Source organism: Mycobacterium kansasii ATCC 12478 (assembly GCF_000157895.3).
GTDB lineage: Bacteria > Actinomycetota > Actinomycetes > Mycobacteriales > Mycobacteriaceae > Mycobacterium > Mycobacterium kansasii.
In genome coordinates this window covers 2,596,864-2,622,818 of sequence record NC_022663.1, presented here as the reverse complement: position 1 = coordinate 2,622,818, position 25,955 = coordinate 2,596,864, and the positions used below count along the sequence as shown (strand labels likewise).

17 protein-coding genes are annotated in these 25,955 nt (G+C 71.6%); 4 read left to right on the top strand and 13 right to left on the bottom strand.

Going from position 1 to position 25,955, the window contains the following annotated elements; all coding sequences use genetic code 11:
• Positions 1 to 2: 2 nt before the first annotated feature.
• A complete protein-coding gene (locus MKAN_RS11255; RefSeq protein ID WP_023368378.1) occupies positions 3 to 1,163 on the bottom strand; it encodes a 3-ketosteroid-9-alpha-monooxygenase, oxygenase component in 1,161 nt (386 codons plus the stop codon).
• Positions 1,164 to 1,278: 115 nt separating this feature from the next.
• Between MKAN_RS11255 and MKAN_RS11250 the strand changes: the two genes are divergently transcribed.
• Positions 1,279 to 1,803: a gamma carbonic anhydrase family protein gene (locus MKAN_RS11250; RefSeq protein WP_023368376.1), complete on the top strand. Its 525-nt coding sequence runs from the start codon at positions 1,279 to 1,281 to the stop codon at positions 1,801 to 1,803.
• Between the two features lie 107 nt (positions 1,804 to 1,910).
• Here MKAN_RS11250 and MKAN_RS11245 read toward each other — a convergent pair whose 3' ends face one another.
• The 7 genes from MKAN_RS11245 to MKAN_RS11215 form a co-directional block, all read right to left on the bottom strand.
• On the bottom strand, positions 1,911 to 2,759 hold the full coding sequence (locus tag MKAN_RS11245; RefSeq protein WP_023368374.1) for an NHL repeat-containing protein: 849 nt from the start codon (positions 2,757 to 2,759) through the stop codon (positions 1,911 to 1,913).
• A gap of 227 nt (positions 2,760 to 2,986) precedes the next feature.
• Positions 2,987 to 3,358 carry a hypothetical protein gene (locus MKAN_RS11240; protein WP_023368372.1) on the bottom strand — a complete coding sequence of 124 codons (372 nt, stop codon included), beginning with the start codon at positions 3,356 to 3,358 and terminating at the stop codon, positions 2,987 to 2,989.
• Positions 3,359 to 3,392: 34 nt separating this feature from the next.
• Positions 3,393 to 3,803 carry a nuclear transport factor 2 family protein gene (locus MKAN_RS11235; RefSeq protein ID WP_036396057.1) on the bottom strand — a complete coding sequence of 137 codons (411 nt, stop codon included), beginning with the start codon at positions 3,801 to 3,803 and terminating at the stop codon, positions 3,393 to 3,395.
• A complete protein-coding gene (locus MKAN_RS11230; RefSeq protein ID WP_036396074.1) occupies positions 3,800 to 4,681 on the bottom strand; it encodes a TIGR03619 family F420-dependent LLM class oxidoreductase in 882 nt (293 codons plus the stop codon). The genes MKAN_RS11235 and MKAN_RS11230 overlap by 4 nt, the downstream gene beginning before the upstream one ends.
• A 5-nt stretch (positions 4,682 to 4,686) precedes the next feature.
• Positions 4,687 to 5,874, bottom strand: a complete 1,188-nt coding sequence (locus MKAN_RS11225; RefSeq protein ID WP_023368366.1) for a thiolase domain-containing protein — start codon at positions 5,872 to 5,874, stop codon at positions 4,687 to 4,689.
• On the bottom strand, positions 5,874 to 6,938 hold the full coding sequence (locus tag MKAN_RS11220; protein WP_023368364.1) for a thiolase domain-containing protein: 1,065 nt from the start codon (positions 6,936 to 6,938) through the stop codon (positions 5,874 to 5,876). The genes MKAN_RS11225 and MKAN_RS11220 overlap by 1 nt, the downstream gene beginning before the upstream one ends.
• Before the next feature lie 15 nt (positions 6,939 to 6,953).
• Positions 6,954 to 7,946 carry a Zn-ribbon domain-containing OB-fold protein gene (locus tag MKAN_RS11215; protein WP_023368363.1) on the bottom strand — a complete coding sequence of 331 codons (993 nt, stop codon included), beginning with the start codon at positions 7,944 to 7,946 and terminating at the stop codon, positions 6,954 to 6,956.
• Between the two features lie 46 nt (positions 7,947 to 7,992).
• Between MKAN_RS11215 and MKAN_RS11210 the strand changes: the two genes are divergently transcribed.
• The gene (locus MKAN_RS11210; RefSeq protein WP_023368360.1) at positions 7,993 to 9,024 is read left to right on the top strand and encodes an LLM class F420-dependent oxidoreductase; all 1,032 of its coding nucleotides are present in this window, start codon (positions 7,993 to 7,995) and stop codon (positions 9,022 to 9,024) included.
• A 51-nt stretch (positions 9,025 to 9,075) separates the two neighbouring features.
• Here MKAN_RS11210 and MKAN_RS11205 read toward each other — a convergent pair whose 3' ends face one another.
• Positions 9,076 to 9,795, bottom strand: coding sequence for an acetoacetate decarboxylase family protein (locus MKAN_RS11205; RefSeq protein ID WP_023368358.1), 720 nt, complete (start codon positions 9,793 to 9,795; stop codon positions 9,076 to 9,078).
• Positions 9,796 to 9,823: 28 nt separating this feature from the next.
• Between MKAN_RS11205 and MKAN_RS11200 the strand changes: the two genes are divergently transcribed.
• The gene (locus tag MKAN_RS11200) at positions 9,824 to 11,029 is read left to right on the top strand and encodes a cytochrome P450 (protein WP_023368356.1); all 1,206 of its coding nucleotides are present in this window, start codon (positions 9,824 to 9,826) and stop codon (positions 11,027 to 11,029) included.
• A gap of 70 nt (positions 11,030 to 11,099) precedes the next feature.
• Here the strand turns inward: MKAN_RS11200 and MKAN_RS11195 are convergent, their stop codons facing one another.
• Both MKAN_RS11195 and MKAN_RS11190 read right to left on the bottom strand, forming a co-directional pair.
• On the bottom strand, positions 11,100 to 11,939 hold the full coding sequence (locus tag MKAN_RS11195) for a hypothetical protein (RefSeq protein WP_023368354.1): 840 nt from the start codon (positions 11,937 to 11,939) through the stop codon (positions 11,100 to 11,102).
• Positions 11,940 to 12,043: 104 nt separating this feature from the next.
• Positions 12,044 to 12,778, bottom strand: a complete 735-nt coding sequence (locus MKAN_RS11190; RefSeq protein WP_230589257.1) for a crotonase/enoyl-CoA hydratase family protein — start codon at positions 12,776 to 12,778, stop codon at positions 12,044 to 12,046.
• Between the two features lie 100 nt (positions 12,779 to 12,878).
• Here MKAN_RS11190 and MKAN_RS11185 point away from each other — a divergent pair, with 100 nt between their 5' ends.
• Entirely contained in the window at positions 12,879 to 14,567 is a 1,689-nt protein-coding gene (locus MKAN_RS11185; RefSeq protein WP_042312186.1) for an acyl-CoA synthetase, read from the top strand.
• A gap of 277 nt (positions 14,568 to 14,844) precedes the next feature.
• Here the strand turns inward: MKAN_RS11185 and MKAN_RS32565 are convergent, their stop codons facing one another.
• Entirely contained in the window at positions 14,845 to 17,496 is a 2,652-nt protein-coding gene (locus MKAN_RS32565) for a hypothetical protein (RefSeq protein ID WP_051404530.1), read from the bottom strand.
• A gap of 602 nt (positions 17,497 to 18,098) precedes the next feature.
• Positions 18,099 to 25,940 (bottom strand): PE family protein, encoded by a 7,842-nt coding sequence (locus MKAN_RS11170; protein ID WP_023368346.1) that lies wholly within the window; start codon positions 25,938 to 25,940, stop codon positions 18,099 to 18,101.
• Positions 25,941 to 25,955: the final 15 nt, after the last annotated feature.

Below are 25,955 nucleotides of genomic sequence, written 5' to 3'. Positions count from 1 at the left end.
AGTCAGTGCTGCTCGGCGGGCACGTCGTCGGCGAGTTTCCTTGCGTCCAGGTTTCTTTGGACCTCGGCCCTCCAGAACTCGTTGGCCCGGGTGGTGTCTACCTCCATCTCGAAGCGCTCCACCATTTCGGGGGTGACATCGGCAGCATCTACGTAAAACTGCTCATACCAGCGACGCATCTGATAGACCGCACCGTCCTCCTCGACCAGCAGCGGGTTCGCGATTCTGGTTTTGTGCTTCCAGATCTCGACGTCCTGCATGAACCCCATGCTGACGCCTTCGGTGAACACCCGCGACAGCTTGTCGGTCATCTTCTCGTCCATCCCCTTGGGCTTTTCGACGATCACACCCCATTGCAACACGAACGAGTCCTGAGTCACCGGGTAGTGGCAATTGATCAGGATCGACTCGGACTTGTAGCCGCTGTAGCTATTGTGCAGCCAGTTGATCATGAACGAAGGCCCGAAATAGGACGCCTCGGAATCCAGGTGGGCTTCGCCGTACGCGGTTCCCAGACCCTCGACATCCGGGCGACCCACGTTGTGCAGATACTGCGAGGCGATGTGGCCCTCGAAGACGTTCTTGAAGTACGTCGGCAACCCGAAATGGATATAGAAGAAGTGGGCCATGTCGGTGACGTTGTCGATGATGTCGCGGCAATTGGACCCTTCGATGAGGATGCGGTTCCACCGCCAGTCCGTCCATTCGTCGCTGGCGGCCTCGGGAATGTCGGGGATCCTGACCGCCGGGTCCGGCGGGTTGCCTTCGTGGTCGTGCCAGACGAAGAGCAGGCCGCCGCGCACGTCGGTCTCCCAGGACCGGGTGCGCGCGGTTTTGGGAGTGCGCTTGGCGTATGGCACCAGCTTGCAGCGGCCGTCGCCGCCCCAGCGCCAGTCGTGGAACGGGCAGGCGATCTCGTCGCCCTTGATGGTGCCCCCGGACAGGTCGCCGCCCATGTGACGGCAGTAGTTGTCGAGGATCTTCAGGTCGCCGTTCGAGTCGGCGAACACCACCAGCTTGGTGCCGAACGCTTCCACCCCGTGCGGCTCGCCGTCCATAAAATCCTTGGCGACACCGAGGCAATGCCAGCCCCGCGCGTACCTGGTCGGCAAGGTTCCGGCATCGATCTCCCGGACGCCGACGCTACTTGTGCCGGTACTCACGTTGTCACCTCCACATCACTGACCACTAACTAGAACACGTTACAGTTTTGAGGCCGGTGAGTGCAACGACGGCGCGCCTGGCCACCGCATATGCATGGTGCGGTATATGTAAACGATGCCGCTATACACATTCGAGGGCCGCTCCCCGCGCGTCGATCCCACCGCGTTTGTAGCCCCCACTGCGACGCTGATCGGCGATGTCACCGTCGAAGCGGGAGCGTCGGTTTGGTACAACGCCGTGTTGCGAGGCGACTACGCGCCGGTCGTGGTGCGCGAAGGCGCCAATGTTCAGGACGGCTCGGTGCTGCATGCGCCGCCGGGTATCCCGGTCGATATCGGTCCCGGCGCGACCGTTGCTCACCTGTGCGTCATCCATGGGGTGCACGTGGGACAAGAGGCGTTAATTGCCAACCACGCCACCGTTCTGGACGGCGCGGTGATCGGCGCGCGCAGCATGGTGGCGGCGGGGGCGCTGGTGGTGGCGGGCACCCAGATTCCAGCCGGCGTCCTGGCGGTCGGAGCGCCGGCCAAGGTGAAGGGGCCGCTGGAAGGAACGGGTGCGCAGATGTGGGTCAACCTCAATCCGCAGGCCTATCGCGACCTCGCCCAGCGGCATCTGACCGGGCTGGAGCCTATCTAGCTGCACTTGCTGCGGACGCGGAGCGCGAAGTGCGCGGCGCTTGAATCGGCGCGCCGAGTAGCCCTATCGGGTTTCACGGTCGGCCAGGCCCAGGGCAGCGAATCACATTAGTTTGTCGACAGTTTCACCACGCGTTTGTGAAAGTCGGTCACATAGACGTTGCCCGCATTGTCGACTGCCACGCCGTAAGGGAAGTTGAGGTCGGTGAAGGGCAGCGTCGATGGGGTGTTCGAGCCGGCCTCCAGCTTCAACACCCGGTTGTTGTTCAAGTCTGCGACGTAGACGCAGCCGTTGTGGTCCACCGCCACACCGTGAGGAAAGTTGAGTTCGGTAAAGGGAAGGTAGACCGGGGTGGTCCCACCAGCGGCAAGCTTTGCCACGCGGTTGTTTTCGCTGTCGGTGACATAAACTGCGCCGGCGTCGTCCACTGCCGTGCCCAACGGGTGACGAAGGCCGATGAACGGCAGCTCGATGGGATTGTTCGAGCCGGCAGGCAGTTCCAGTACGCGGTTGTTGCCGGAGTCGGCCACGTACACGGTGCCGTTGCGGTCTACCGCAACGCCATGGGGAGAACTCAGGCCGGCGAAAGGCAACTCGGCCGGCGCGGGGGAGCCCGCCGGCAGCTTGAGTACCCGGTTGTTGTATGCGTCAACTAGGTAAATGCCGCCGCTGACGTCCAGTGCCAAACCAGCCGGGCGATTGAGGCCGGTGAACGGCAACTCGGATTGCCTATCGGAGCCGGCTGGCAGCTTCAACACCCGGTTGTTGCTTGAGTCGGCGACGTAAACATCGCCCTTACCGTCCACCGCCACCCCGTCGGGATCTCCTACCTCGAACGGCAGCACGACCTGCTTGGGAGCGGGCGGAACGGTCGACCGACCGGCCTGGCTGGGCGCGCCCTCCTTTGACGAGGTATGGAAGAAGCCCAAGTGCCCAACAGCTGCGAGGATGGCCACAAGGACTATGGCGACGCCAGCGATAGCCAGGGTGCGCTGGTTCAACCGCCTGTTACGCCTGGATTCCCTTGCATCCACAGCCAGCTCCCTCACCAGCATTTTGATCGCGACACCTGGACACTACCCGGATGCGCGATACCCATAGCGCAAGTTGAGTTCGGCAGCCCTGGCGGGACTCGAGCCGACGGCACCAAGCCGAGCGTCGGCAGATGAACTGCCGACCGGTGTCAGGCCTTGGCGCTGACTTCCGCGATCAATGCATCGGGGTCGGTCACACTGACATACAACGTTTTCAGCGTGACGGGCACGCCCATGACCTTTGCCCTCGTGGGCGGGTCGACGGTCAGCTCGACGATGCCCTTGGAAGATCCGTTGACCAGCCAGCGGCCCCGGAACCCGTGCGCACCCCAGGAGTACACCCGCTCGTTGTTCGGCTTGGCGTCTTTGATGGACGCCAAGGGGATCTCGGCGTTGAAGCCCCAGCCGAACTTGACGCGCAAGGTGCCGCCCTGGACGCGCACCTCGCTGTGCTTCGGCCCGCAGCCGAGCGGCACCGAGAAGGGGAGAAACCAGCGCTCGTACCGCAGTTCAGTAGGCACGCCTGAGAGTGTAGGCGTGACGGCGACGCTTGACCTAGGCTTTTTTGGCCGTTGCGGCGGCGCGCTCCATTTCCCAGTACGCCCGCAGGGCCACCAGCTGGCCTGCGGCGTTGGCCTTGTAGGTGAACACCCCTTCGGTGGTGATCTGGTAGCCGCCCATGGTGGTCAGGATGTGGCCGACGTTGGCTTCCTCGTCGCCGCACTGGAAGGTGTCGCGAAAGAAGAACTCGATGCTGGTGGTGGGCGCAATCACCTTGTCCCAGAACGTCGATATCGCGTCGCGGCCGCGGTGGCCCTTGCCTTCGGGATCGAAAGCCGATGGCCCGATGGGGTCTTCGACGACGGCGTCCTCGGCGAAGACCGCCAGCCAGGCCTGCTTGTCCTTGGCCATTACCGCCTCGCGGGATCGCCTCCCGGCCTCGTGCGCGGGGTGCGTCTGGGTCATGTGTCCTGCCAGCCGGAGTGGATATAGGTGTCCGCGAAGCGCTTCATCGAGTCCTGCTTTTTGTCGAGCGGCGCGTCGAAGCCCAGGCCGTCGAAAACCCACGGCATGACGATATTGTCGGTGACCCCCATCTCGGCAAGCTCGCGATGACCGTCGACCCCGAACTTGTCGATACAGACCGCCTGGATCTCGAACGGCTGCTCGGCCCGGCCGTATTCGGCGCGCAGTGCTGTGAGCCGGCCGATGGTTTCGGCCAGTTGCGCGCCGGTCATCATCGCGGTGGACCAGCCGTCACCGACGCGGGCGGCCCGTTTGAGTGCCACGTCGGTGTGCCCGCCGACATAGAACGGCACCGGTTGGCTGGGGGCCGGGCTCATCTGCAGGCGATCGAAATCGAAGAATTCGCCGTGGAATTCGACCATGCCGCCGCCGAGCACCAGCTTGATCACCTCGATCATCTCGTCGACGCGCGCGCCGCGGCGCTTATACGGCACCCCGCACCATTCGAACTCCTCGGGCGCCCAGCCGATTCCGACGCCGAACCCGAAGCGGTTGTTGGTCACGTTGGCCACCGAACCGACCTGGCGGGCCAGCAGCAGCGGCTGGCGAGAGCCGAGCTTCAACACGTGGGTGTAAAACCGCAGCGTCGAGGTGACCGCGCCCATCGCCGCGGCAGCCACCAACGGGTCGACCCACGGAGTGTTCTCGTCCCACATCCGCGACCCGTCCGGGGTATAGGGGTAATCGGCGGCCGCCTTCTCCATGTGGAAAAGCGAATCCGGTAAGGCGATCGAGTCGAACCCGACCTCCTCGGCGGTCTTGGCGATGCCGATCAGCTGGTCGATCGGCCCCATCGCGATGCTGCAGGTGTACTTCATCCGGGTCATGGCGTGACCGGCTTTCCAGAGCCGACGACCCACATCGAGTAATACTGCGAGCCACCGCCGTAAGCATGGCCCATGGCTTTGCGCGCATTCGGCACCTGGTGGTCGCCGCCCTTGCCCATCACCTGGATGGCGGCCTCCGCGAAGCGGATCAGACCGGAAGCGCCAATCGGGTTCGAGCACAGCACGCCGCCGGAGGGGTTGACCGGCAGCCGTCCGCCGATGGCGGTTTCCCCGGCTTCGGTGAGTTTCCAGCCCTCGCCCTCGGCGACAAACCCGAGGTTTTCCAACCACATCGGCTCGAACCAGGAGAACGGCACATAGATTTCGGCGGCATCGATTTCGTCGATCGGGTTGGTGATACCCGCCGCCCTCCACAGCGCGGCGGCGGCATCGCGTCCGGCCTGCGGGCTCACCTGGTCGCGACCGGCGTACGCCAGCGGTTCGGTGCGCAGCGCGGTGGCATGGATCCACGCCACCGGCTGGCCCTGCGCCACCTTTGCGTCGGCGATCTCCTCGTTACCGATCACCACGGCGCAGGCCCCGTCGGAGGAGGGGCAGGTCTCGTCGTAGCGGATGGGGTCCCACAGCATGGGTGACTCCATCACCTTCTCGAGGGTGATATCGGGCTGCTGCAAGTGTGCCAACGGATTACGGCTGCCGTTGAGCCGGTCCTTGACCGCCACCATGGCGCCGATGTGCGTCGGGGCCCCGGAGCGACGGATGTAGGCGCGCACGTGCGGCGCGAAGTAGCCGCCCGCCCCTGCGCCCACCGGCTTGATGAACGGAATCGGAATCGACAGTGCCCACATGGCATTGGACTCCGACTGCTTTTCCCAAGCCATGGCCAGCACCCGGCGGTACTTACCGGACTGCACCAGGCTGGCCGCCACCACCCCCGTGGAGCCACCGACCGAACCCGCGGTGTGCACCCGGATCAGCGGCTTGCCGGTGGCGCCCATGGCGTCGGCCATGAACAGTTCCGGCATCATGACGCCTTCGAAGAAGTCGGGCGCCTTGCCCACCACGACGGCGTCGATGTCGTCGAAGGTGGAACCGGAATCCTCCAGGGCTCGGTCGATGGCCTCGCGAACCATGCCGTTCATCGAGACGTCGTGGCGCTTGGCGACGTATTTGGTCTGACCGGTGCCCAGGACCGCGGCCAGGTATGCTCCTGCTCCGGCCATCAGTTGTTCCCTTCCATCACGGCGACCAGGTTCTGTTGCAGCGCAGGCCCACTGGTGGCGTGCGCCAGCACTCGCCGGGCCGAGCCGTCCCAGATATGTTGGGCGGCAAAGCCGATCCGTTCCAGACCGGCGACGAACATGGGGTTGGCGGCCAGCGCACCGCCGGAGGGATTGATCTTCGTCGCCCCCGGCAAGTTGATGGCATCCGCGAGGATCAGCTGCTGATGGGTGAACGGCGCGCAGATTTCGGCCACTTCGATATTGCGGGTGTGACCCTTCGTGGCCGCCCTAGCCGCGGCTCTGGTCGACGGCGATTCGGTGAGGTCGCGCACACCCAGCGACGGCGACTCGATGCGATGTTCGATACCTGTTATCCAGGCCGGGTTTTCGCGCAACTCGCGGGCGCGGTCATCGGCGGCGAGGACGATCGCCGCGGCGCCGTCGGTGATCGGCGCAATGTCGTGGCGGCGCAGCGGGTCGGCGAAAAACGGCCGGTCCAGCAAGTCGTCGATGCTGATCGGCGGCTCCACGGAATCCACCCGGCGCGCATTGGCGAACGCGTCGAACGCCACCCGCGCCATCTGCAGTTCGTTCCACTTGCCCGAATCCAGCCCAAGGCGGGCCTGTAATCCGGCCATCGACACCGAATCCGGCCACAGCGGCGCGACGGTGTAGGGGTCGGTCTGCCGCGACAGCACGCGCCGCAGGGTTCCGGCGGAGGACTTGCCGAAGCCGTACACCAGCGCCGTGTCGACCTCGCCGGTCAGGATTTTGATGTAGGCCTCATACAGCGCCCACGCGGCGTCCATCTCGACGTGCGATTCGTTGATCGGCGGCACGGCGCCGATCGAGTCGATCGCCGAGATGAATGAAAAGGCGCGTCCGGCAAGGTAATCGGACGAGCCGGAGCACCAGAAGCCGATGTCGGCCTTGGTGATGCCCAGTTCTTCGTACAGCCGGGCAAAGCACGGCATCAGCATCTCGACGCCGTTGGTGGTGCCGTCGGTGCGGCGGACATGCGGTGCGTGGGCGAAGCCGACCACCGCGACATGGCGAGCGCTCATCTGCAGTTAGACCCTTTACAGGTGGTGTTTGTAGGTGTCGTACTCGGCGTCCGGTTCTCCCGTCGGCCGGAAGTACTCGATGTTGTCGATGCCAAAACCCCACTGCTCGCGCGGTTTCCACACCGCCTCCACGCGCATCCCCATCCGCACCTCGTGCGCGTCGACATCGGCAACCAGATGCAGGAACGGGATGTCCGCGCCGTCGAGCAGCACGTAGGCCGCCACGTAGGGCGGCTTGATGCGCTGACCCTGGAATGGGATGTTGATGATCGCGAACGTCGTCACCGTGCCCTTGTCCGGCAGCTCGACGAACTCGGTGGTCGGCTGGCCGGTGGCCGGGTCGGCCCCGTGGGGCGGGAAATAGACTTTTCCCTTTTCGCCGGTGCGGGCGCCCAGGAGCTTGCCCTCCGCGATGGCCCGCAGGTATGCGCTCTCCTCGTGGGATGCGGTGTGCTGGATGGTCATTTCGATCGGGGTGATGACCATGGTCACCGGCTCCTGGTCGCCTGTCGCTTCCGGAACAGGTTCTTGTTCGTCGCCTGGCGCGAAGTAGGCGATATCGGTAATGGCGCCCTGGGGCTCGTCGGCCCAGTGCACGTGTACCCGGGCGCCGGTGCGGATCTTGTCCGGCTCGCCCGCATCTACGGCGTGCATCAGCAGCGTGTCGGCGCCGTCGAGTTTGATCAGCGCCCAGGCAAACGGGCGGTCCAGTGGCTGGCCTTGCAGCGGCTCCGGCTGCCAGGTCCAGGATGCGACGGTGCCGACATCCGACACCGGTACCATCTCGGTCAGCGGTTCGTAGGTCACCGGGTCGTATTCGGCGGGTGGCACGTGCACCCGGCCGTCGGATCCGCGAACGCCCAGAATGCGGCACTCACGCAGTGCGGTGAAGAACTGACCGAGGATGGGACCCACCGAACGGGTGTAGTCGAACGACAACGTCAACGGCGCGGAGAGGGGCGGCTCATGATGATCGATCAAGGTCGGGCCGCTCGAGCTGGCTGTCACGCCTTCGAGTAGAACAGGTTCTAACTATGGTCGCAAGGAGGCAAGGATGAAGCTGGGCCTACAGCTGGGGTACTGGGGCGCTCAGCCTCCGGAGAACGCCGCGGAACTCGTCGCCGCGGCCGAGGACGCCGGGTTCGACGCCGTGTTCACCGCCGAGGCGTGGGGCTCGGACGCCTACACCCCGCTGGCCTGGTGGGGTTCGGCCACGCGGCGGGTGCGGCTGGGCACCTCGGTGGTCCAGTTGTCCGCGCGCACCCCGACGGCGTGCGCGATGGCGGCGCTGACGTTGGATCATCTGTCCGCTGGCCGCCACATTCTGGGGCTCGGCGTCTCCGGCCCACAGGTGGTCGAGGGCTGGTACGGTCAGCCGTTCCCCAAGCCGCTGGCCCGCACCCGGGAGTACATCGACATCGTGCGCCAGGTCTGGGCTCGCGAAAAACCGGTGACCAGCGACGGCCCGCACTATCCGCTGCCGCTGACCGGCGCGGGGACCACCGGGTTGGGCAAGGCGTTGAAGCCCATCACCCATCCGCTGCGTGCCGACATCCCGATCATGCTGGGTGCGGAGGGGCCGAAGAACGTGGCACTGGCCGCCGAGATCTGCGACGGCTGGCTACCGATTTTCTATTCGCCCCGGATGGCCGGCATGTACAACGAATGGCTCGACGAGGGATTCGCCCGCCCAGGCGCCCGGCGCAGCCGTGCGGATTTCGAGATCTGCGCGACGGCGCAGATCGTCGTCACCGAGGACCGCGCGGCGGCGTTCACCGGAATCAAGCCGTTCCTGGCCCTCTACATGGGCGGGATGGGCGCCGAGGACACCAACTTCCACGCCGATGTCTATCGCCGGATGGGCTACGCCGAGATCGTCGACGACGTGACCAAGCTGTTCCGGTCCGGGCGGAAGGACGAGGCCGCGGCGGTGATTCCCGACGAGCTGGTCGACGACGCCATGATCGTCGGCGACCTCGACTACGTGCGTAAGCAGATCGTGGCGTGGGAAGCTGCCGGCGTGACCATGATGGTGGTCAGCGCCCGCAGCGTTGAGCAGGTCCGCGACCTTGCCGGGCTGGTTTGACGACCGTTCTTGCCAGGCGATTAGAACACGTTCTAGATTGACCGGATGGGTTCAGAGGGCGTGCGCGTCGCCGAAGGTCATCTCCACGTTGGCCGCCGATTGCGACGCCAGTGCCCGCTTGGGCAGGCCCAGCGAGGCGAGTTCCTTGGCGTAAGGGTGGTCACCGAGGCGCATCCGGGCGCCGCCGAGCCGGGCCCGCAGGCCCGATATCTTCATCTCCCACGGGATTTCCCGGGTGACACCGTCTTGGTGGGAATAGGTTTTCAGCGTTTGCGTGCCTCGGGTGGGGAGCCGGAGTCCGTTGCCGAACTCGATGCCGGCAATGAGCTGCCCGTCGGCGCTGACGTCGAAGCCGAATTTGGGGCCCTCGCGAACGTTGAAGTCCGCCATGATCTTCGGGAAGCCCCAGATGGTGCGGCCCGCCTCGAGGGTGAACGACTGGTCTACGGGCAGGTGGTGGATGAACGCCGCGGCTCTGCCGAGGGCGCGGGGTCCCCGGGCTCGTCGGGCTTGGGAGCCGGGCGGATTGACCATGACCGCGGTGCCGTACTCGTGGTACTGGCCGAGGTCGCCGTCGACGTAGCGCACCAGCATCTGCATCACGATCGCCTTGCCGGGCAGATATTCGCACACGCTAAGCCCGCTGTAGTCGATGAGTTTTTGGGTCGGCGCGGCGGGCACCGAGAACATCGCGGAGTGCATGTCCGCTTTGCGGATTCGGACCGGCATGGTGAGCACCGTGCCGGCGATGGTGTGTTGCGAGACAGCCATGACGCTCACTGTAATGCGGAGGACTGGCATGACTGAAGCCATTGGTAGGCCTGACGTCGATTTGACCGACGGCACCTTCTACGCCGACCATGAGGCACGCGCCGCGTACCGGTGGATGCGGGCGCATCAGCCGGTGTTTCGGGACCGCAACGGGCTGGCCGCGGCGTCGACGTATCAGGCGGTGATCGACGCCGAACGACAGCCCGAGCTGTTCTCCAACGCCGGCGGCATCCGCCCCGACCAGCCGGCCATGCCGATGATGATCGACATGGACGACCCGGCACATCTGTTGCGGCGCAAGCTGGTTAACGCCGGCTTTACCCGAAAGCGGGTGAAGGACCGCGAAGGCTCCATTGCCGCGCTGTGCGACACGCTGATCGACGCGGTGTGCGAACGCGGTGAATGCGACTTTGTGCGGGACCTTGCCGCGCCGCTGCCGATGGCGGTGATCGGCGACATGCTCGGGGTGCGCCCGGAGCAGCGCGACATGTTCCTGAGGTGGTCCGACGACCTGGTGACGTTCCTGAGTTCACATGTCTCGCAAGAGGATTTCCAGATCAGCATGGATGCCTTTGCGGCCTACAACGACTTCACCCGCGAGACCATTGCGGCGCGTCGTGCGGAGCCGACCGAGGATCTGGTCGGGGTGCTGGTGCGCTCCGAAGTCGACGGCGAGCGGCTCAGCGACGATGAGCTCGTCATGGAGACGCTGCTGATTCTGATCGGCGGCGACGAGACCACGCGGCACACGTTGAGCGGGGGAACCGAGCAGTTGCTGCGCAACCGGGATCAGTGGGACCTGTTGCAGCGCGACCCGTCGTTGCTGCCGTCGGCGGTGGAAGAAATGCTGCGCTGGACGTCGCCGGTGAAGAACATGTGCCGAATGCTCACGGCGGATACGGACTTTCATGGCACCGCGTTGCGGGCCGGCGAGAAGATGATGCTGTTGTTCGAGTCGGCGAATTTCGACGAGGCGGTGTTCGCCGAGCCGGAGCGCTTTGACATACAGCGAAACCCGAACAGCCACTTGGCATTCGGTTTCGGCACCCACTTCTGCATGGGCAATCAGCTGGCGCGCTTGGAGTTGTCGCTGATGACGGAGCGGGTGCTGCGGCGCCTGCCCGACTTGCGGCTGGCGTCTTCGGATGCGTTGCCGCTGCGGCCGGCGAACTTCGTCAGCGGCTTGGAGTCGATGCCGGTGGTGTTCACCCCGACGGCGCCGGTTCGGGGCTGAGTTCGTATTGGGTTGCGTTGCGCCGAACGTGAAGTCAGCGTGAGATTTTGGCCGATTTTTCACGCTGACGTCACGCTCGACGAGCCCAGGCGGCTGCGACGCGCCGTAGGATGCCGCCCGGCACATCCTCGACCGTGACCCGCACGACCATCCAGCCGAGGTCGGACAACGCTTCGAAACGTGCGATGTCCTTGTTGAATTGCCGGCGGTCGGTGCGATGATGGTCGCCCTCGTACTCCACTGCGACTTTGATGTGCTCCCAACCCATGTCGAGTAACGCGACAATCTCCCCGTAGTCGCCGTACACCGCCATCTGCGTCTGCGGCGCGGGATACCCGGCGTCGATGAGCAGTAACCGCAGCCACGTCTCCCGTGGCGACTCCGCGCCCGCGTCGACGAGCTTGAGTGCGCTTCGGGCGCGCCGGATGCTGCGGCGCCCCTTATATCGTTCGGCGAGTAACTCGGCGTCGCCGACCTGCAGGTTGGTCGCCCTGGCGAGCGCGTCGATGGCAGCAACCGCCTTGCCGACGGGATGCCGGCAGGCGAGATCGAAAGCGGTGCGGGCCGGGGTGGTTGCCGGCATGCCGCGGACGAGTTGGATCTCGTCGTCGGCGACGCGGCTGGACCAGGTGAGGATGCCCCTCGGGGGACGGCGGTGGTCGTAGAGCAATTGGGCTGGCGCTCGATGGTCGACCCATTTGGCGCCGAGCAGGGCCGAAGCTGAGTGGCCGCCGACGACCCCTCGGCGTCGTGACCACAGCCAGGCGGCATGGGCGCGTGTCGTGGCGGTGAGATCGGTGCCGGGCGGGACGTACACGTCGGGATGGACCGCGACGTATCGGCTACGCAGCCGGTACGGGGTCAGCGCACCCGTGGCGATCGCTTCGCTGCCGATGAAAGGTCCGGTCATGGGGTAGCAGTGTGGCGTGGGGTGCCGACAAGGCCGCCGAGCGTGTTCTGGCTGTCACAACGCGGCCGTCATTTTCGCGCTGACAGCACGCTCGGCGAAGGAGATCAGCGGTTCTGGAAGTTGGGTCTGCGCTTCTCGGCGAACGCCTTCGGGCCTTCCTTGGCGTCGTCGGACAAAAAGACCTTGATGCCGATCTGGGTGTCGATCTTGAACGCGTCGTTTTCGGCCATGCCCTCGGTCTCGCGGATGGTCCGCAGGATTGCCTGCACGGCGAGCGGACCGTTGTTCTCGATGGTTTCCGCGATTTCGAGGGCTTTGGTCAGCGCCTGCCCGTCGGGAACTACGTATCCGATCAGGCCCATCTCCTTGGCCTGGGCGGCGGTGATGTGGCGTCCGGTCAACAGCAGGTCGCAGGCCACGGTGTAGGGGATCTGGCGGGGTAGGCGCACGGCCGAGCCGCCCATCGGGTACAGGCTCCACTTGGCCTCGGAGATGCCGAACTTGGCGCTTTCGCCGGCGACCCGGATATCGGTGCCCTGCAAGATCTCGGTGCCACCGGCGATCGCGGGGCCCTCGACGGCGGCGATCAACGGTTTGGTCAGCCTGCGCCCTTTCAGTAGGGCGTCGATGCGTGACGGGTCGTAGCTGCCGTCCTTGAACGACTCACCCGGCGGCTTCTTGGTTGCCGCCTTGAGGTCCATCCCGGCGCAGAAGTAGCCGCCGGCGCCGGTGAGGATGGCGCACCGGATGTCCGGATCGTTGTCGACGCGGTCCCAGGCCTCGACCATGATCTGCATCATTTCGCTGCTCAGCGCGTTCCGGGCGTGCGGCCGGTTCATGGTCACGACCAGCGTGTGACCGCGCTGCTCCACCAACGCGTCCGGACCCGTGTGTTCGTTTGCTGAAGCCTGGGGCACGATTACCGCCTCTCGGTCGACAATGGGTCTGAACTTGTCAAGAAATGTAACACGTTCTAGTTTGGGGTCCGTGGCCCTGAATATTGCCGATCTCGCTGAGCACGCCATCGACGCGGTGCCTGACCGGGTAGCGCTCATCTGCGGAGATGAGCAACTGACATACGCCCTACTCGAGGAGAAAGCCAACCGCCTGGCGCACTACCTGCTCGATCAGGGAGTGCAGAAGGGCGACAAGGTCGGACTCTACTGCCGCAACCGCAACGAGATCGTCATCGCGATGCTCGGCATCGTCAAAGCCGGCGCCATTCTGGTCAACGTCAACTACCGCTACGTCGAGGGCGAGCTGCGGTACCTCTTCGACAATTCCGACATGGTTGCGCTGGTTCACGAGCGCCAGTACTGCGACCGGGTCGCCAACGTGCTGCCGGACACCCCCAACGTCAAGACGGTCCTTGTGGTGGAGGACGGTAGCGAGGCCGACTTTGAGCGCTACGGGGGAGTGGAGTTCTACGCCGCGCTGGAGCAGGGCTCGCCGCAGCGTGACTTCGGTGAGCGAAGTGCCGACGACATCTACCTGCTGTATACGGGTGGTACCACGGGCTTCCCGAAGGGCGTGATGTGGCGCCACGAAGACATCTACCGCGTGCTGTTCGGCGGAACCGACTTTGCCACAGGAGAATTCGTCAAGGACGAGTACGACCTGGCTAAGGCTGCCGCCGCTAACCCGCCGATGGTTCGCTATCCGATTCCGCCGATGATCCACGGCGCCACCCAATCTGCCACCTGGATGTCCATCTTTTCCGGCCAAACCACTGTTCTGGCACCCGAATTCAACGCCGACGAGGTATGGCGCACGGTTGAGGACCGTAAGGTAAATCTATTGTTCTTCACCGGTGACGCGATGGCCCGGCCGTTGCTGGATGCGCTTGACAGAGAACATGATTACGATCTGTCTTCGCTGTTTCTGTTGGCCAGCACCGCCGCTCTCTTCTCGCCCAGCATCAAGGAGAAACTGCTTGAGCTGCTTCCGAATCGGGTAATCACCGACTCAATTGGGTCGTCGGAGACGGGGTTTGGCGGTACCAGTATCGTCGCTGCAGGCGCTTCCCAGAACGGCGGCCCGCGAGTCACCATCGACCACCGGACCGTGGTCCTCGACGAGGACGGCAACGAAGTTCAGCCCGGCTCCGGGGTGCGTGGCATGATCGCGAAGAAGGGCAATATTCCGGTCGGCTATTACAAGGACGAGAAGAAGACCGCCGAGACGTTCAAGACCATTAACGGTGTGCGGTATGCGATTCCGGGTGACTACGCCATGGTCGAGGCCGACGGAACCGTCACCATGCTGGGCCGCGGCTCCGTGTCGATCAACAGCGGCGGTGAGAAGATTTATCCCGAAGAGGTCGAGGCTGCGTTGAAGGGTCATCCCGACATCTTCGATGCTCTGGTCGTCGGGATACCCGATCCCCGCTACGGCCAGCAGGTGGCGGCCGTGGTGCAGGCCCGGCCCGGGTGCCGTCCGTCATTGGCCGAGCTGGACGGGTTCGTTCGCGGTCTGATCGCGGGATACAAAGTGCCGCGCAGCCTTTGGTTCGTCGACGAGGTGAAGCGGTCACCGGCCGGTAAGCCGGATTACCGGTGGGCCAAGGAGCAGACCGAAGCGCGACCCGCCGATGAGGTGCGTGCCAGTCAGGTTGCTACTGGGGCCTGATTTTGGGCTAGGTCGGCGGCGGCCGTGCACGGGCTGGGGCGGCTTGCGCAGCGGTAGGTCCGTTCGGCCATGGGCGAAGCCACGTTTCGACATGGCTGCGTGCAGCCGAGCCGCGGGCCGGCAGCGTGGTGGCGCAACGCTGGTCGACTGGCCGACTGCACCGCGCGTGATCTAACCGACGTTGAGCGGCGGCGCGGGCGGCTCGGCTAGCCATGACGTCACACTCTGGCGGTCGGTCGCCGGCACCCTCGCCACCTCACCGCTGATGTAGCTGGGCTCAGGCGGGGCCTCCGTCGCCGCCGTCGCCTCCGGTGCCGCCTTTGCCGCCCTTTCCTCCGGTGGTACCCACCGGAGGTAGGCCGGGCCCGCCGGCGGTACCGCCGGTGCCGCTGAGGCCGCCGCCACCACCGCCGGTGCCGCCGGTCCCGCCGGTGCCGCCGGTCCCTCCGGAACCGCCGGTGCCACCCTTGCCGGTGCCGCTGCCCTTGCCGCCGGCGCCGCCGTCGGCGCCGTTGCCCCCGTCGCCGCCCTTGCCGCCGGCGCCGGCGGCGCCGCCGTTGCCCCCGTCGCCGCCGTCGCCGCCGTTGCCGCCGGTGCCGCCGTTGCCGCCGTCGTTATTGCCGGCGCCGGCGTTGCCGCCGGTCCCGCCGGTTCCCGCGTTGCCGCCGGCGCCGCCGGCGCCGCCGCTGCCGCTGCCGCTGCCGCTGCCGCCTAGGCCACCTTTGCCGCCGTCGGCGCCGTTGCCGCCGGCGCCACCGTCGCCGCCGCCGCTAGTGGTGCCGCCGAGGCCGCCCTTACCGCCGCCCCCGCCCTGGCCGCCGTTGCCGGCGGCGCCGCCACTGCCATTTCCGCCGGTTGCGCTGCCACCGTTGCCGCCGGTGCCAGCGATACCGCCGGCGCCGCCCTGGCCGCCGATGCCCTTGCCCCTGCCGGCACCACCGTCGCCGCCGATGCCGCCGTTGCCGCCGAGGCCGCCCTGGCCGCCCGAGCCGCCGTCAGGCGCGTTGCCGCCGGCACCGCCGGCGCCGGCGGTGCCGCCCTTGCCGCCGTTGGCGCCGGCGCCGGGGGTACCGACGTTGGTGCCGCCTAGGCCGCCGGCGCCACCGTTGCCGCCGTTGCCCGCGTTGCCGCCGTTGCCGCCGCCGATCCCGAGAGTGCCGGCGCCGCCCGCGCCGCCGTCGCCACCCTTGCCGCCTTGGCCACCCAGGCCACCGGCCGTGGGGTTGTTAGCCGTGGCGCCGGCGCCGCCCTTGCCGCCGCTGCCGCCGAGGCCACCGTCGCCGCCATTGCCAGCGGTGCCGCCGTTGGCAGCACCACCGGCGCCTCCGGCGCCCCCGGCGCCGCCCTGGCCACCCTGGCCGCCGGTGGCAGGTGCGACGGCGGCGCTGCCTTGGCCGCCGCTGCCGCCCTTTCCGCCGTTGCCGCCGTTGCCGCCGGTGCCCGCGGTGCCGGCGCTACCTCCGCCGCCGCTACCGGCGAGGCCGGCTGTTCCGGCGGCACCGCCGTCGCCGCCCTTGCCGCCGTCGGCGCCGTTGCCGCCGGTGGTGCCGGTGTTGTTGCCGCCGTTAGCGCCGCTGCCGCCGTCGCCGCCGATGCCGCCCTTGCCGCCGCTGCCTGCCGTGCCACCGTTGGCGGCGCCGCCGGTGCCGCCCTGGCCGCCGGCGCCGCCCTGGCCGCCCTTGCCGCCGGCGACGGGTGCGGTGGTGGAGTTGGTGCCGGTGCCGCCGGCACCGCCCTTGCCGCCGTTACCTCCCAGGCCGCCATCGCCGGCGGTGCCCGCGGTTCCGGGGGTGGAGCCGATGCCGGCCTTGCCGGCATCCCCACCTTGGCCACCTTGGCCGCCCTGGCCACCGGCCTGGCCGGTTACCCCCGGGGTGCCGCTATCGGCGCCGTTGCCTCCGGTGCCGCCTTGGCCGCCGGTGCCTCCGTTACCGCCCTGGCCGCCGCCACCCTGGATGCCGGCGGTGCCGGTGAACGCGTTACCGGCGGCCCCGCCGGTGCCGCCCTGCCCGCCGGCGCCGCCTTGGCCGCCGGTGCCGCCGGTCGCCCCAGCGGCTACCGCGGCGGTGTAATCGGCTCCGTTGCCGCCGGTGCCGCCCACACCGCCGGTGCCGCCGTCACCGGCGGTGCCATCGGCGCCGATGGTGGAGCCGAAGCCGCCCTGGCCGGCATCCCCACCCTGGCCACCGGTGCCGCCCTGGCCGCCGGCCTGGCCCGCGATGGCCGGGTTGGTGCTGTCGGTGCCGGTGCCACCCTGGCCGCCCGTGCCGCCGGTGCCGCCGGTGCCGCCCTGGCCGCCGCCACCTTGGGTGCCGGCGGTGCCGGTGAACGCGTTACCGGCGGCCCCGCCGGTGCCGCCCTGGCCGCCGGCGCCGCCTTGGCCGCCGGTGCCGCCGGTCGCCCCGGCGGCTACCGCGGCGGTGTAATCGGCTCCGTTGCCGCCGGTGCCGCCCACACCGCCGGTGCCGCCGTCACCGGCGGTGCCATCGGCGCCGATGGTGGAGCCGAAGCCGCCCTGGCCGGCATCCCCACCCTGGCCACCGGTGCCGCCCTGGCCGCCGGCCTGGCCCGCCACCGCCGGGTTGGTGCTGTCGGTGCCGGTGCCACCCTGGCCGCCCGTGCCGCCGGTGCCGCCGGTGCCGCCCTGGCCGCCGCCACCTTGGGTGCCGGCGGTGCCGGTGAACGCGTTACCGGCGGCCCCGCCGGTGCCGCCCTGGCCGCCGGCGCCGCCTTGGCCGCCGGTGCCGCCGGTCGCCCCAGCGGCTGCGGTGCTCAGGTTGTCGGCTCCGTTGCCGCCGGTGCCGCCCACACCGCCGGTGCCGCCGTCACCGGCGGTGCCATCGGCGCCGATGGTGGAGCCGAAGCCGCCCTGGCCGGCATCCCCACCCTGGCCACCGGTGCCGCCCTGGCCGCCGGCCTGGCCCGCCACCGCCGGGTTGGTGCTGTCGGTGCCGGTGCCACCCTGGCCGCCCGTGCCGCCGGTGCCGCCGGTGCCGCCCTGGCCGCCGCCACCTTGGGTGCCGGCGGTGCCGGTGAACGCGTTACCGGCGGCCCCGCCGGTGCCGCCCTGCCACCGGCCCGCCTTGGCCGCCGGTGCCGCCGGTCGCCCCAGCGGCTACCGCGGCGGTGTAATCGGCTCCGTTGCCGCCGGTGCCGCCCACACCGCCGGTGCCGCCGTCACCGGCGGTGCCATCGGCGCCGATGGTGGAGCCGAAGCCGCCCTGGCCGGCATCCCCACCCTGGCCACCGGTGCCGCCCTGGCCGCCGGCCTGGCCCGCCACCGCCGGGTTGGTGCTATCAGCACCGGTGCCACCCTGGCCGCCCGTGCCGCCGGTGCCGCCGGTGCCGCCCTGGCCGCCGCCACCTTGGGTGCCGGCGGTGCCGGTGAACGCGTTACCGGCGGCCCCGCCGGTGCCGCCCTGGCCGCCGGCGCCGCCTTGGCCGCCGGTGCCGCCGGTCGCCCCAGCGGCTACCGCGGCGGTGTAATCGGCTCCGTTGCCGCCGGTGCCGCCCACACCGCCGGTGCCGCCGTCACCGGCGGTGCCATCGGCGCCGATGGTGGAGCCGAAGCCGCCCTGGCCGGCATCCCCACCCTGGCCACCGTTGGCCGCCCTGGCCGCCGGCCTGGCCCGCCACCGCCGGGTTGGTGCTATCAGCACCCGTGCCACCCTGGCCGCCCGTGCCGCCGGTGCCGCCGGTGCCGCCCTGGCCGCCGCCACCCTGGGTGCCGGCGGTGCCGGTGAACGCGTTACCGGCGGCCCCGCCGGTGCCGCCCTGCCCGCCGGCCCGCCTTGGCCGCCGGTGCCGCCGGTCGCCCCAGCGGCTACGCGTGCTCAGGTTGTCGGCTCCGTTGCCGCCGGTGCCGCCCACACCGCCGGTGCCGCCGTCACCGGCGGTGCCATCGGCGCCGATGGTGGAGCCGAAGCCGCCCTGGCCGGCATCCCCACCCTGGCCACCGGTGCCGCCCTGGCCGCCGGCCTGGCCCGCCACCGCCGGGTTGGTGCTGTCGGTGCCGGTGCCACCCTGGCCGCCCGTGCCGCCGGTGCCGCCGGTGCCGCCCTGGCCGCCGCCACCTTGGGTGCCGGCGGTGCCGGTGAACGCGTTACCGGCGGCCCCGCCGGTGCCGCCCTGCCCGCCGGCGCCGCCTTGGCCGCCGGTGCCGCCGGTCGCCCCAGCGGCTACCGCGGCGGTGTAATCGGCTCCGTTGCCGCCGGTGCCGCCCACACCGCCGGTGCCGCCGTCACCGGCGGTGCCATCGGCGCCGATGGTGGAGCCGAAGCCGCCCTGGCCGGCATCCCCACCCTGGCCACCGGTGCCGCCCTGGCCGCCGGCCTGGCCCGCCACCGCCGGGTTGGTGCTATCAGCACCCGTGCCACCCTGGCCGCCCGTGCCGCCGGTGCCGCCGGTGCCGCCCTGGCCGCCGCCACCTTGGGTGCCGGCGGTGCCGGCAAACGCGTTACCGGCGGCCCCGCCGGTGCCGCCCTGCCCACCGGCCCCGCCTTGGCCGCCGGTGCCGCCGGTCGCCCCAGCGGCTGCGGTGCTCAGGTTGTCGGCTCCGTTGCCGCCGGTGCCGCCCACACCGCCGGTGCCGCCGTCACCGGCGGTGCCATCGGCGCCGATGGTGGAGCCGAAGCCGCCCTGGCCGGCATCCCCACCCTGGCCACCGGTGCCGCCCTGGCCGCCGGCCTGGCCCGCCACCGCCGGGTTGGTGCTGTCGGTGCCGGTGCCACCCTGGCCGCCCGTGCCGCCGGTGCCGCCGGTGCCGCCCTGGCCGCCGCCACCCTGGGTGCCGGCGGTGCCGGTGAACGCGTTACCGGCGGCCCCGCCGGTGCCGCCCTGCCCGCCGGCCCCGCCTTGGCCGCCGGTGCCGCCGGTCGCCCCAGCGGCTGCGGTGCTCAGGTTGTCGGCTCCGTTGCCGCCGGTGCCGCCCACACCGCCGGTGCCGCCGTCACCGGCGGTGCCATCGGCGCCGATGGTGGAGCCGAAGCCGCCCTGGCCGGCATCCCCACCCTGGCCACCGGTGCCGCCCTGGCCGCCGGCCTGGCCCGCCACCGCCGGGTTGGTGCTGTCGGTGCCGGTGCCACCCTGGCCGCCCGTGCCGCCGGTGCCGCCGGTGCCGCCCTGGCCGCCGCCACCCTGGGTGCCGGCGGTGCCGGCAAACGCGTTACCGGCGGCCCCGCCGGTGCCGCCCTGCCCGCCGGCCCCGCCTTGGCCGCCGGTGCCGCCGGTCGCCCCAGCGGCTGCGGTGCTCAGGTTGTCGGCTCCGTTGCCGCCGGTGCCGCCCACACCGCCGGTGCCGCCGTCACCGGCGGTGCCATCGGCGCCGATGGTGGAGCCGAAGCCGCCCTGGCCGGCATCCCCACCCTGGCCACCGGTGCCGCCCTGGCCGCCGGCCTGGCCCGCCACCGCCGGGTTGGTGCTATCAGCACCCGTGCCACCCTGGCCGCCGGTGCCGCCGGTGCCGCCGGTGCCGCCCTGGCCGCCGCCACCCTGGGTGCCGGCGGTGCCGGCAAACGCGTTACCGGCGGCCCCGCCGGTGCCGCCCTGCCCGCCGGCCCCGCCTTGGCCGCCGGTGCCGCCGGTCGCCCCAGCGGCTACCGCGGCGGTGTAATCGGCTCCGTTGCCGCCGGTGCCGCCCACACCGCCGGTGCCGCCGTCACCGGCGGTGCCATCGGCGCCGATGGTGGAGCCGAAGCCGCCCTGGCCGGCATCCCCACCCTGGCCACCGGTGCCGCCCTGGCCGCCGGCCTGGCCCGCCACCGCCGGGTTGGTGCTGTCGGTGCCGGTGCCACCCTGGCCGCCCGTGCCGCCGGTGCCGCCGGTGCCGCCCTGGCCGCCGCCACCTTGGGTGCCGGCGGTGCCGGTGAACGCGTTACCGGCGGCCCCGCCGGTGCCGCCCTGGCCGCCGGCGCCGCCTTGGCCGCCGGTGCCGCCGGTCGCCCCGGCGGCTACCGCGGCGGTGTAATCGGCTCCGTTGCCGCCGGTGCCGCCCACACCGCCGGTGCCGCCGTCACCGGCGGTGCCATCGGCGCCGATGGTGGAGCCGAAGCCGCCCTGGCCGGCATCCCCACCCTGGCCACCGGTGCCGCCCTGGCCGCCGGCCTGGCCCGCGATGGCCGGGTTGGTGCTGTCGGTGCCGGTGCCACCCTGGCCGCCCGTGCCGCCGGTGCCGCCGGTGCCGCCCTGGCCGCCGCCACCTTGGGTGCCGGCGGTGCCGGCAAACGCGTTACCGGCGGCCCCGCCGGTGCCGCCCTGGCCGCCGGCCCCGCCTTGGCCGCCGGTGCCGCCGGTCGCCCCAGCGGCTGCGGTGCTCAGGTTGTCGGCTCCGTTGCCGCCGGTGCCGCCCACACCGCCGGTGCCGCCGTCACCGGCGGTGCCATCGGCGCCGATGGTGGAGCCGAAGCCGCCCTGGCCGGCATCCCCACCCTGGCCACCTTGGCCGCCCTGGCCGCCGGCCTGGCCCGCGATGGCCGGGTTGGTGCTGTCGGTGCCGGTGCCACCCTGGCCGCCGGTGCCGCCGGTGCCGCCGGTGCCGCCCTGGCCGCCGCCACCCTGGGTGCCGGCGGTGCCGGCAAACGCGTTACCGGCGGCCCCGCCGGTGCCGCCCTGCCCGCCGGCCCCGCCTTGGCCGCCGGTGCCGCCGGTCGCCCCAGCGGCTACCGCGGCGGTGTAATCGGCTCCGTTGCCGCCGGTGCCGCCCACACCGCCGGTGCCGCCGTCACCGGCGGTGCCATCGGCGCCGATGGTGGAGCCGAAGCCGCCCTGGCCGGCATCCCCACCCTGGCCACCTTGGCCGCCCTGGCCGCCGGCCTGGCCCGCCACCGCCGGGTTGGTGCTATCAGCACCCGTGCCACCCTGGCCGCCGGTGCCGCCGGTGCCGCCGGTGCCGCCCTGGCCGCCGCCACCCTGGGTGCCGGCGGTGCCGGTGAACGCGTTACCGGCGGCCCCGCCGGTGCCGCCCTGCCCGCCGGCCCCGCCTTGGCCGCCGGTGCCGCCGGTCGCCCCAGCGGCTACCGCGGCGGTGTAATCGGCTCCGTTGCCGCCGGTGCCGCCCACACCGCCGGTGCCGCCGTCACCGGCGGTGCCATCGGCGCCGATGGTGGAGCCGAAGCCGCCCTGGCCGGCATCCCCACCCTGGCCACCGGTGCCGCCCTGGCCACCGGCCTGGCCCGCCACCGCCGGGTTGGTGCTATCAGCACCCGTGCCACCCTGGCCGCCCGTGCCGCCGGTGCCGCCGGTGCCGCCCTGGCCGCCGCCACCCTGGGTGCCGGCGGTGCCGGCAAACGCGTTACCGGCGGCCCCGCCGGTGCCGCCCTGCCCGCCGGCCCCGCCTTGGCCGCCGGTGCCGCCGGTCGCCCCAGCGGCTGCGGTGCTCAGGTTGTCGGCTCCGTTGCCGCCGGTGCCGCCCACACCGCCGGTGCCGCCGTCACCGGCGGTGCCATCGGCGCCGATGGTGGAGCCGAAGCCGCCCTGGCCGGCATCCCCACCCTGGCCACCGGTGCCGCCCTGGCCACCGGCCTGGCCCGCCACCGCCGGGTTGGTGCTATCAGCACCCGTGCCACCCTGGCCGCCCGTGCCGCCGGTGCCGCCGGTGCCGCCCTGGCCGCCGCCACCCTGGGTGCCGGCGGTGCCGGCAAACGCGTTACCGGCGGCCCCGCCGGTGCCGCCCTGCCCACCGGCCCCGCCTTGGCCGCCGGTGCCGCCGGTCGCCCCAGCGGCTACCGCGGCGGTGTAATCGGCTCCGTTGCCGCCGGTGCCGCCCACACCGCCGGTGCCGCCGTCACCGGCGGTGCCATCGGCGCCGATGGTGGAGCCGAAGCCGCCCTGGCCGGCATCCCCACCCTGGCCACCGGTGCCGCCCTGGCCGCCGGCCTGGCCCGCCACCGCCGGGTTGGTGCTATCAGCACCGGTGCCACCCTGGCCGCCCGTGCCGCCGGTGCCGCCGGTGCCGCCCTGGCCGCCGCCACCCTGGGTGCCGGCGGTGCCGGTGAACGCGTTACCGGCGGCCCCGCCGGTGCCGCCCTGCCCGCCGGCCCCGCCTTGGCCGCCGGTGCCGCCGGTCGCCCCAGCGGCTACGGTGCTCAGGTTGTCGGCTCCGTTGCCGCCGGTGCCGCCCACACCGCCGGTGCCGCCGTCACCGGCGGTGCCATCGGCGCCGATGGTGGAGCCGAAGCCGCCCTGGCCGGCATCCCCACCCTGGCCACCGGTGCCGCCCTGGCCGCCGGCCTGGCCCGCCACCGCCGGGTTGGTGCTGTCGGTGCCGGTGCCACCCTGGCCGCCCGTGCCGCCGGTGCCGCCGGTGCCGCCCTGGCCGCCGCCACCTTGGGTGCCGGCGGTGCCGGCAAACGCGTTACCGGCGGCCCCGCCGGTGCCGCCCTGCCCACCGGCGCCGCCTTGGCCGCCGGTGCCGCCGGTCGCCCCAGCGGCTACCGCGGCGGTGTAATCGGCTCCGTTGCCGCCGGTGCCGCCCACACCGCCGGTGCCGCCGTCACCGGCGGTGCCATCGGCGCCGATGGTGGAGCCGAAGCCGCCCTGGCCGGCATCCCCACCCTGGCCACCGGTGCCGCCCTGGCCGCCGGCCTGGCCCGCCACCGCCGGGTTGGTGCTATCAGCACCCGTGCCACCCTGGCCGCCCGTGCCGCCGGTGCCGCCGGTGCCGCCCTGGCCGCCGCCACCTTGGGTGCCGGCGGTGCCGGCAAACGCGTTACCGGCGGCCCCGCCGGTGCCGCCCTGCCCACCGGCCCCGCCTTGGCCGCCGGTGCCGCCGGTCGCCCCAGCGGCTGCGGTGCTCAGGTTGTCGGCTCCGTTGCCGCCGGTGCCGCCCACACCGCCGGTGCCGCCGTCACCGGCGGTGCCATCGGCGCCGATGGTGGAGCCGAAGCCGCCCTGGCCGGCATCCCCACCCTGGCCACCGGTGCCGCCCTGGCCGCCGGCCTGGCCCGCCACCGCCGGGTTGGTGCTGTCGGTGCCGGTGCCACCCTGGCCGCCCGTGCCGCCGGTGCCGCCGGTGCCGCCCTGGCCGCCGCCACCCTGGGTGCCGGCGGTGCCGGTGAACGCGTTACCGGCGGCCCCGCCGGTGCCGCCCTGCCCACCGGCCCCGCCTTGGCCGCCGGTGCCGCCGGTCGCCCCAGCGGCTACCGCGGCGGTGTAATCGGCTCCGTTGCCGCCGGTGCCGCCCACACCGCCGGTGCCGCCGTCACCGGCGGTGCCATCGGCGCCGATGGTGGAGCCGAAGCCGCCCTGGCCGGCATCCCCACCCTGGCCACCGGTGCCGCCCTGGCCGCCGGCCTGGCCCGCCACCGCCGGGTTGGTGCTGTCGGTGCCGGTGCCACCCTGGCCGCCGGTGCCGCCGGTGCCGCCGGTGCCGCCCTGGCCGCCGCCACCTTGGATGCCGGCGGTGCCGGTGAACGCGTTACCGGCGGCCCCGCCGGTGCCGCCCTGGCCGCCGGCGCCGCCTTGGCCGCCGGTGCCGCCGGTCGCCCCGGCGGCTACCGCGGCGGTGTAATCGGCTCCGTTGCCGCCGGTGCCGCCCACACCGCCGGTGCCGCCGTCACCGGCGGTGCCATCGGCGCCGATGGTGGAGCCGAAGCCGCCCTGGCCGGCATCCCCACCCTGGCCACCGGTGCCGCCCTGGCCGCCGGCCTGGCCCGCCACCGCCGGGTTGGTGCTATCAGCACCCGTGCCACCCTGGCCGCCCGTGCCGCCGGTGCCGCCGGTGCCGCCCTGGCCGCCGGCACCCTGGGCCGCTCCGATGCCGCCGCCGACCCCGCCGGCACCGCCGGCGCCGCCGGCAAATCCGGTACCGCCGGTAGCGCCGGAGCCGGGGGCGGCGTCCGTGCCGGCAGCGCCAGCGCCACCATGGCCTCCGGTGCCGCCGGCGCCGCCGATGGCTGTACCGCCCGCCGCTCCAGCGGAACTAAAAATGAGGCCAGACGCGCCCCCGACACCGGCCTGCCCGGGTGTGCCGCCGGTACCGCCGAAGCCACCAGCACCGCCGACACCGGCGGCAGCGGCGTCACCACCGGTACCACCGGTTCCTCCGATGCCGCCCTGGCCGGCTAGACCACCGTGTCCGCCGTGGCCGAACAGGAACGCACCTCGCCCGCCGGCGCCGCCGTCGCCGCCAGCTCCTCCGGTTCCGCCAGTACCCCCGACAGCACCGCCATTCGCGCCGGTCCCGCCGGCCCCACCGGCGCCACCGGCGCCACCAGCGCCGCCCCCGCAGAAAATCCCACCGTTCCCGCCGGCACCACCATGCCCGCCGGCCCCGCCATTGCCACCAGGGCCGGCGTCGAGACCTGCACCGCCGGCGCCCCCGGCACCAGCAGCACCAAACAGCAGCGCGGCGCGACCGCCCGCGCCGCCGTCACCGCCACCGTGGCCACCAACGCCGCCGGCGCCCCCGCGACCCCACAACCAGGCGCCGTCACCCCCGGCACCCCCGTTGCCGCCACCGTCTCCGCCCGCGCCACCGGCCCCGCCGCCACCGAACAACACCTCGCCGGCCCCGCCGGCCCCGCCGGCCCCGCCGCCGTTTCCGCCGGCGCCGCCGGCCCCGCCGCCGCCCCACAAGAACCCGCCATTGCCGCCGGCCCCACCGGTGCCACCGCCGTCGCCACCTGCGCCGCCGGGCCCGCCAGCACCGATCAGCCATTCTCCGCGGCCGCCCGCGCCGCCGGCGCCGCCACCGATTCCGCCGACACCGCCGGCCCCGCCGCCGCCAAACAAGAACCCGCCGTTGCCGCCCGCCCCACCGGCGCCTGCACCGGTCCCGCCGATGCCGCCTTGGCCGCCGAAGCCCAGCAGCCACCCGCCGTTGCCTCCGGCCCCGCCGTTGGCGCCCATTCCGCCGGCGCCACCGGTGCCGCCGTTGCCCCACAGCCCCGCTGACCCACCGGCGCCACCGGCCTGCCCTGGCGCCCCAGCTGCACCATTGCCGCCGCTGCCGAACAAGATGCCGCCGTCCCCGCCGGCGCCGCCGGGAACCGTCGCATCGGCGCCGTTGCCGATCAGCGGTCGGCCCAGCAACAGCTGGGTCGGCGCGTTCACGAGATTGAGCACATCCTGCTCGAGGGTTTGCAACGGTGACACGTTGGCGGCTTCCGCGAAGGCGTAAGCCCCCGCACCCGAATTCAAGGCCTGCAAAAAACGGGCGTGAAACGCCGCCGCCTCAGCGCTGATGGCCTGGTATTCCCGGCCGTAGGCGCCAAATAGTTCCGCAATGCGTGCCGACACCTCATCAGTGGCCGCGGCCAGCACCTCCGTCGTCGAGGTCGCCGCGGCTGCATTGGCCGCACCGATGGTTGAACCGAGAGTGGTCAGATCCTCGGCGGCTGCGGCGACCATGTCGGGGGAGACGAGCACGTATGACATGACGGAAGCTCCAAC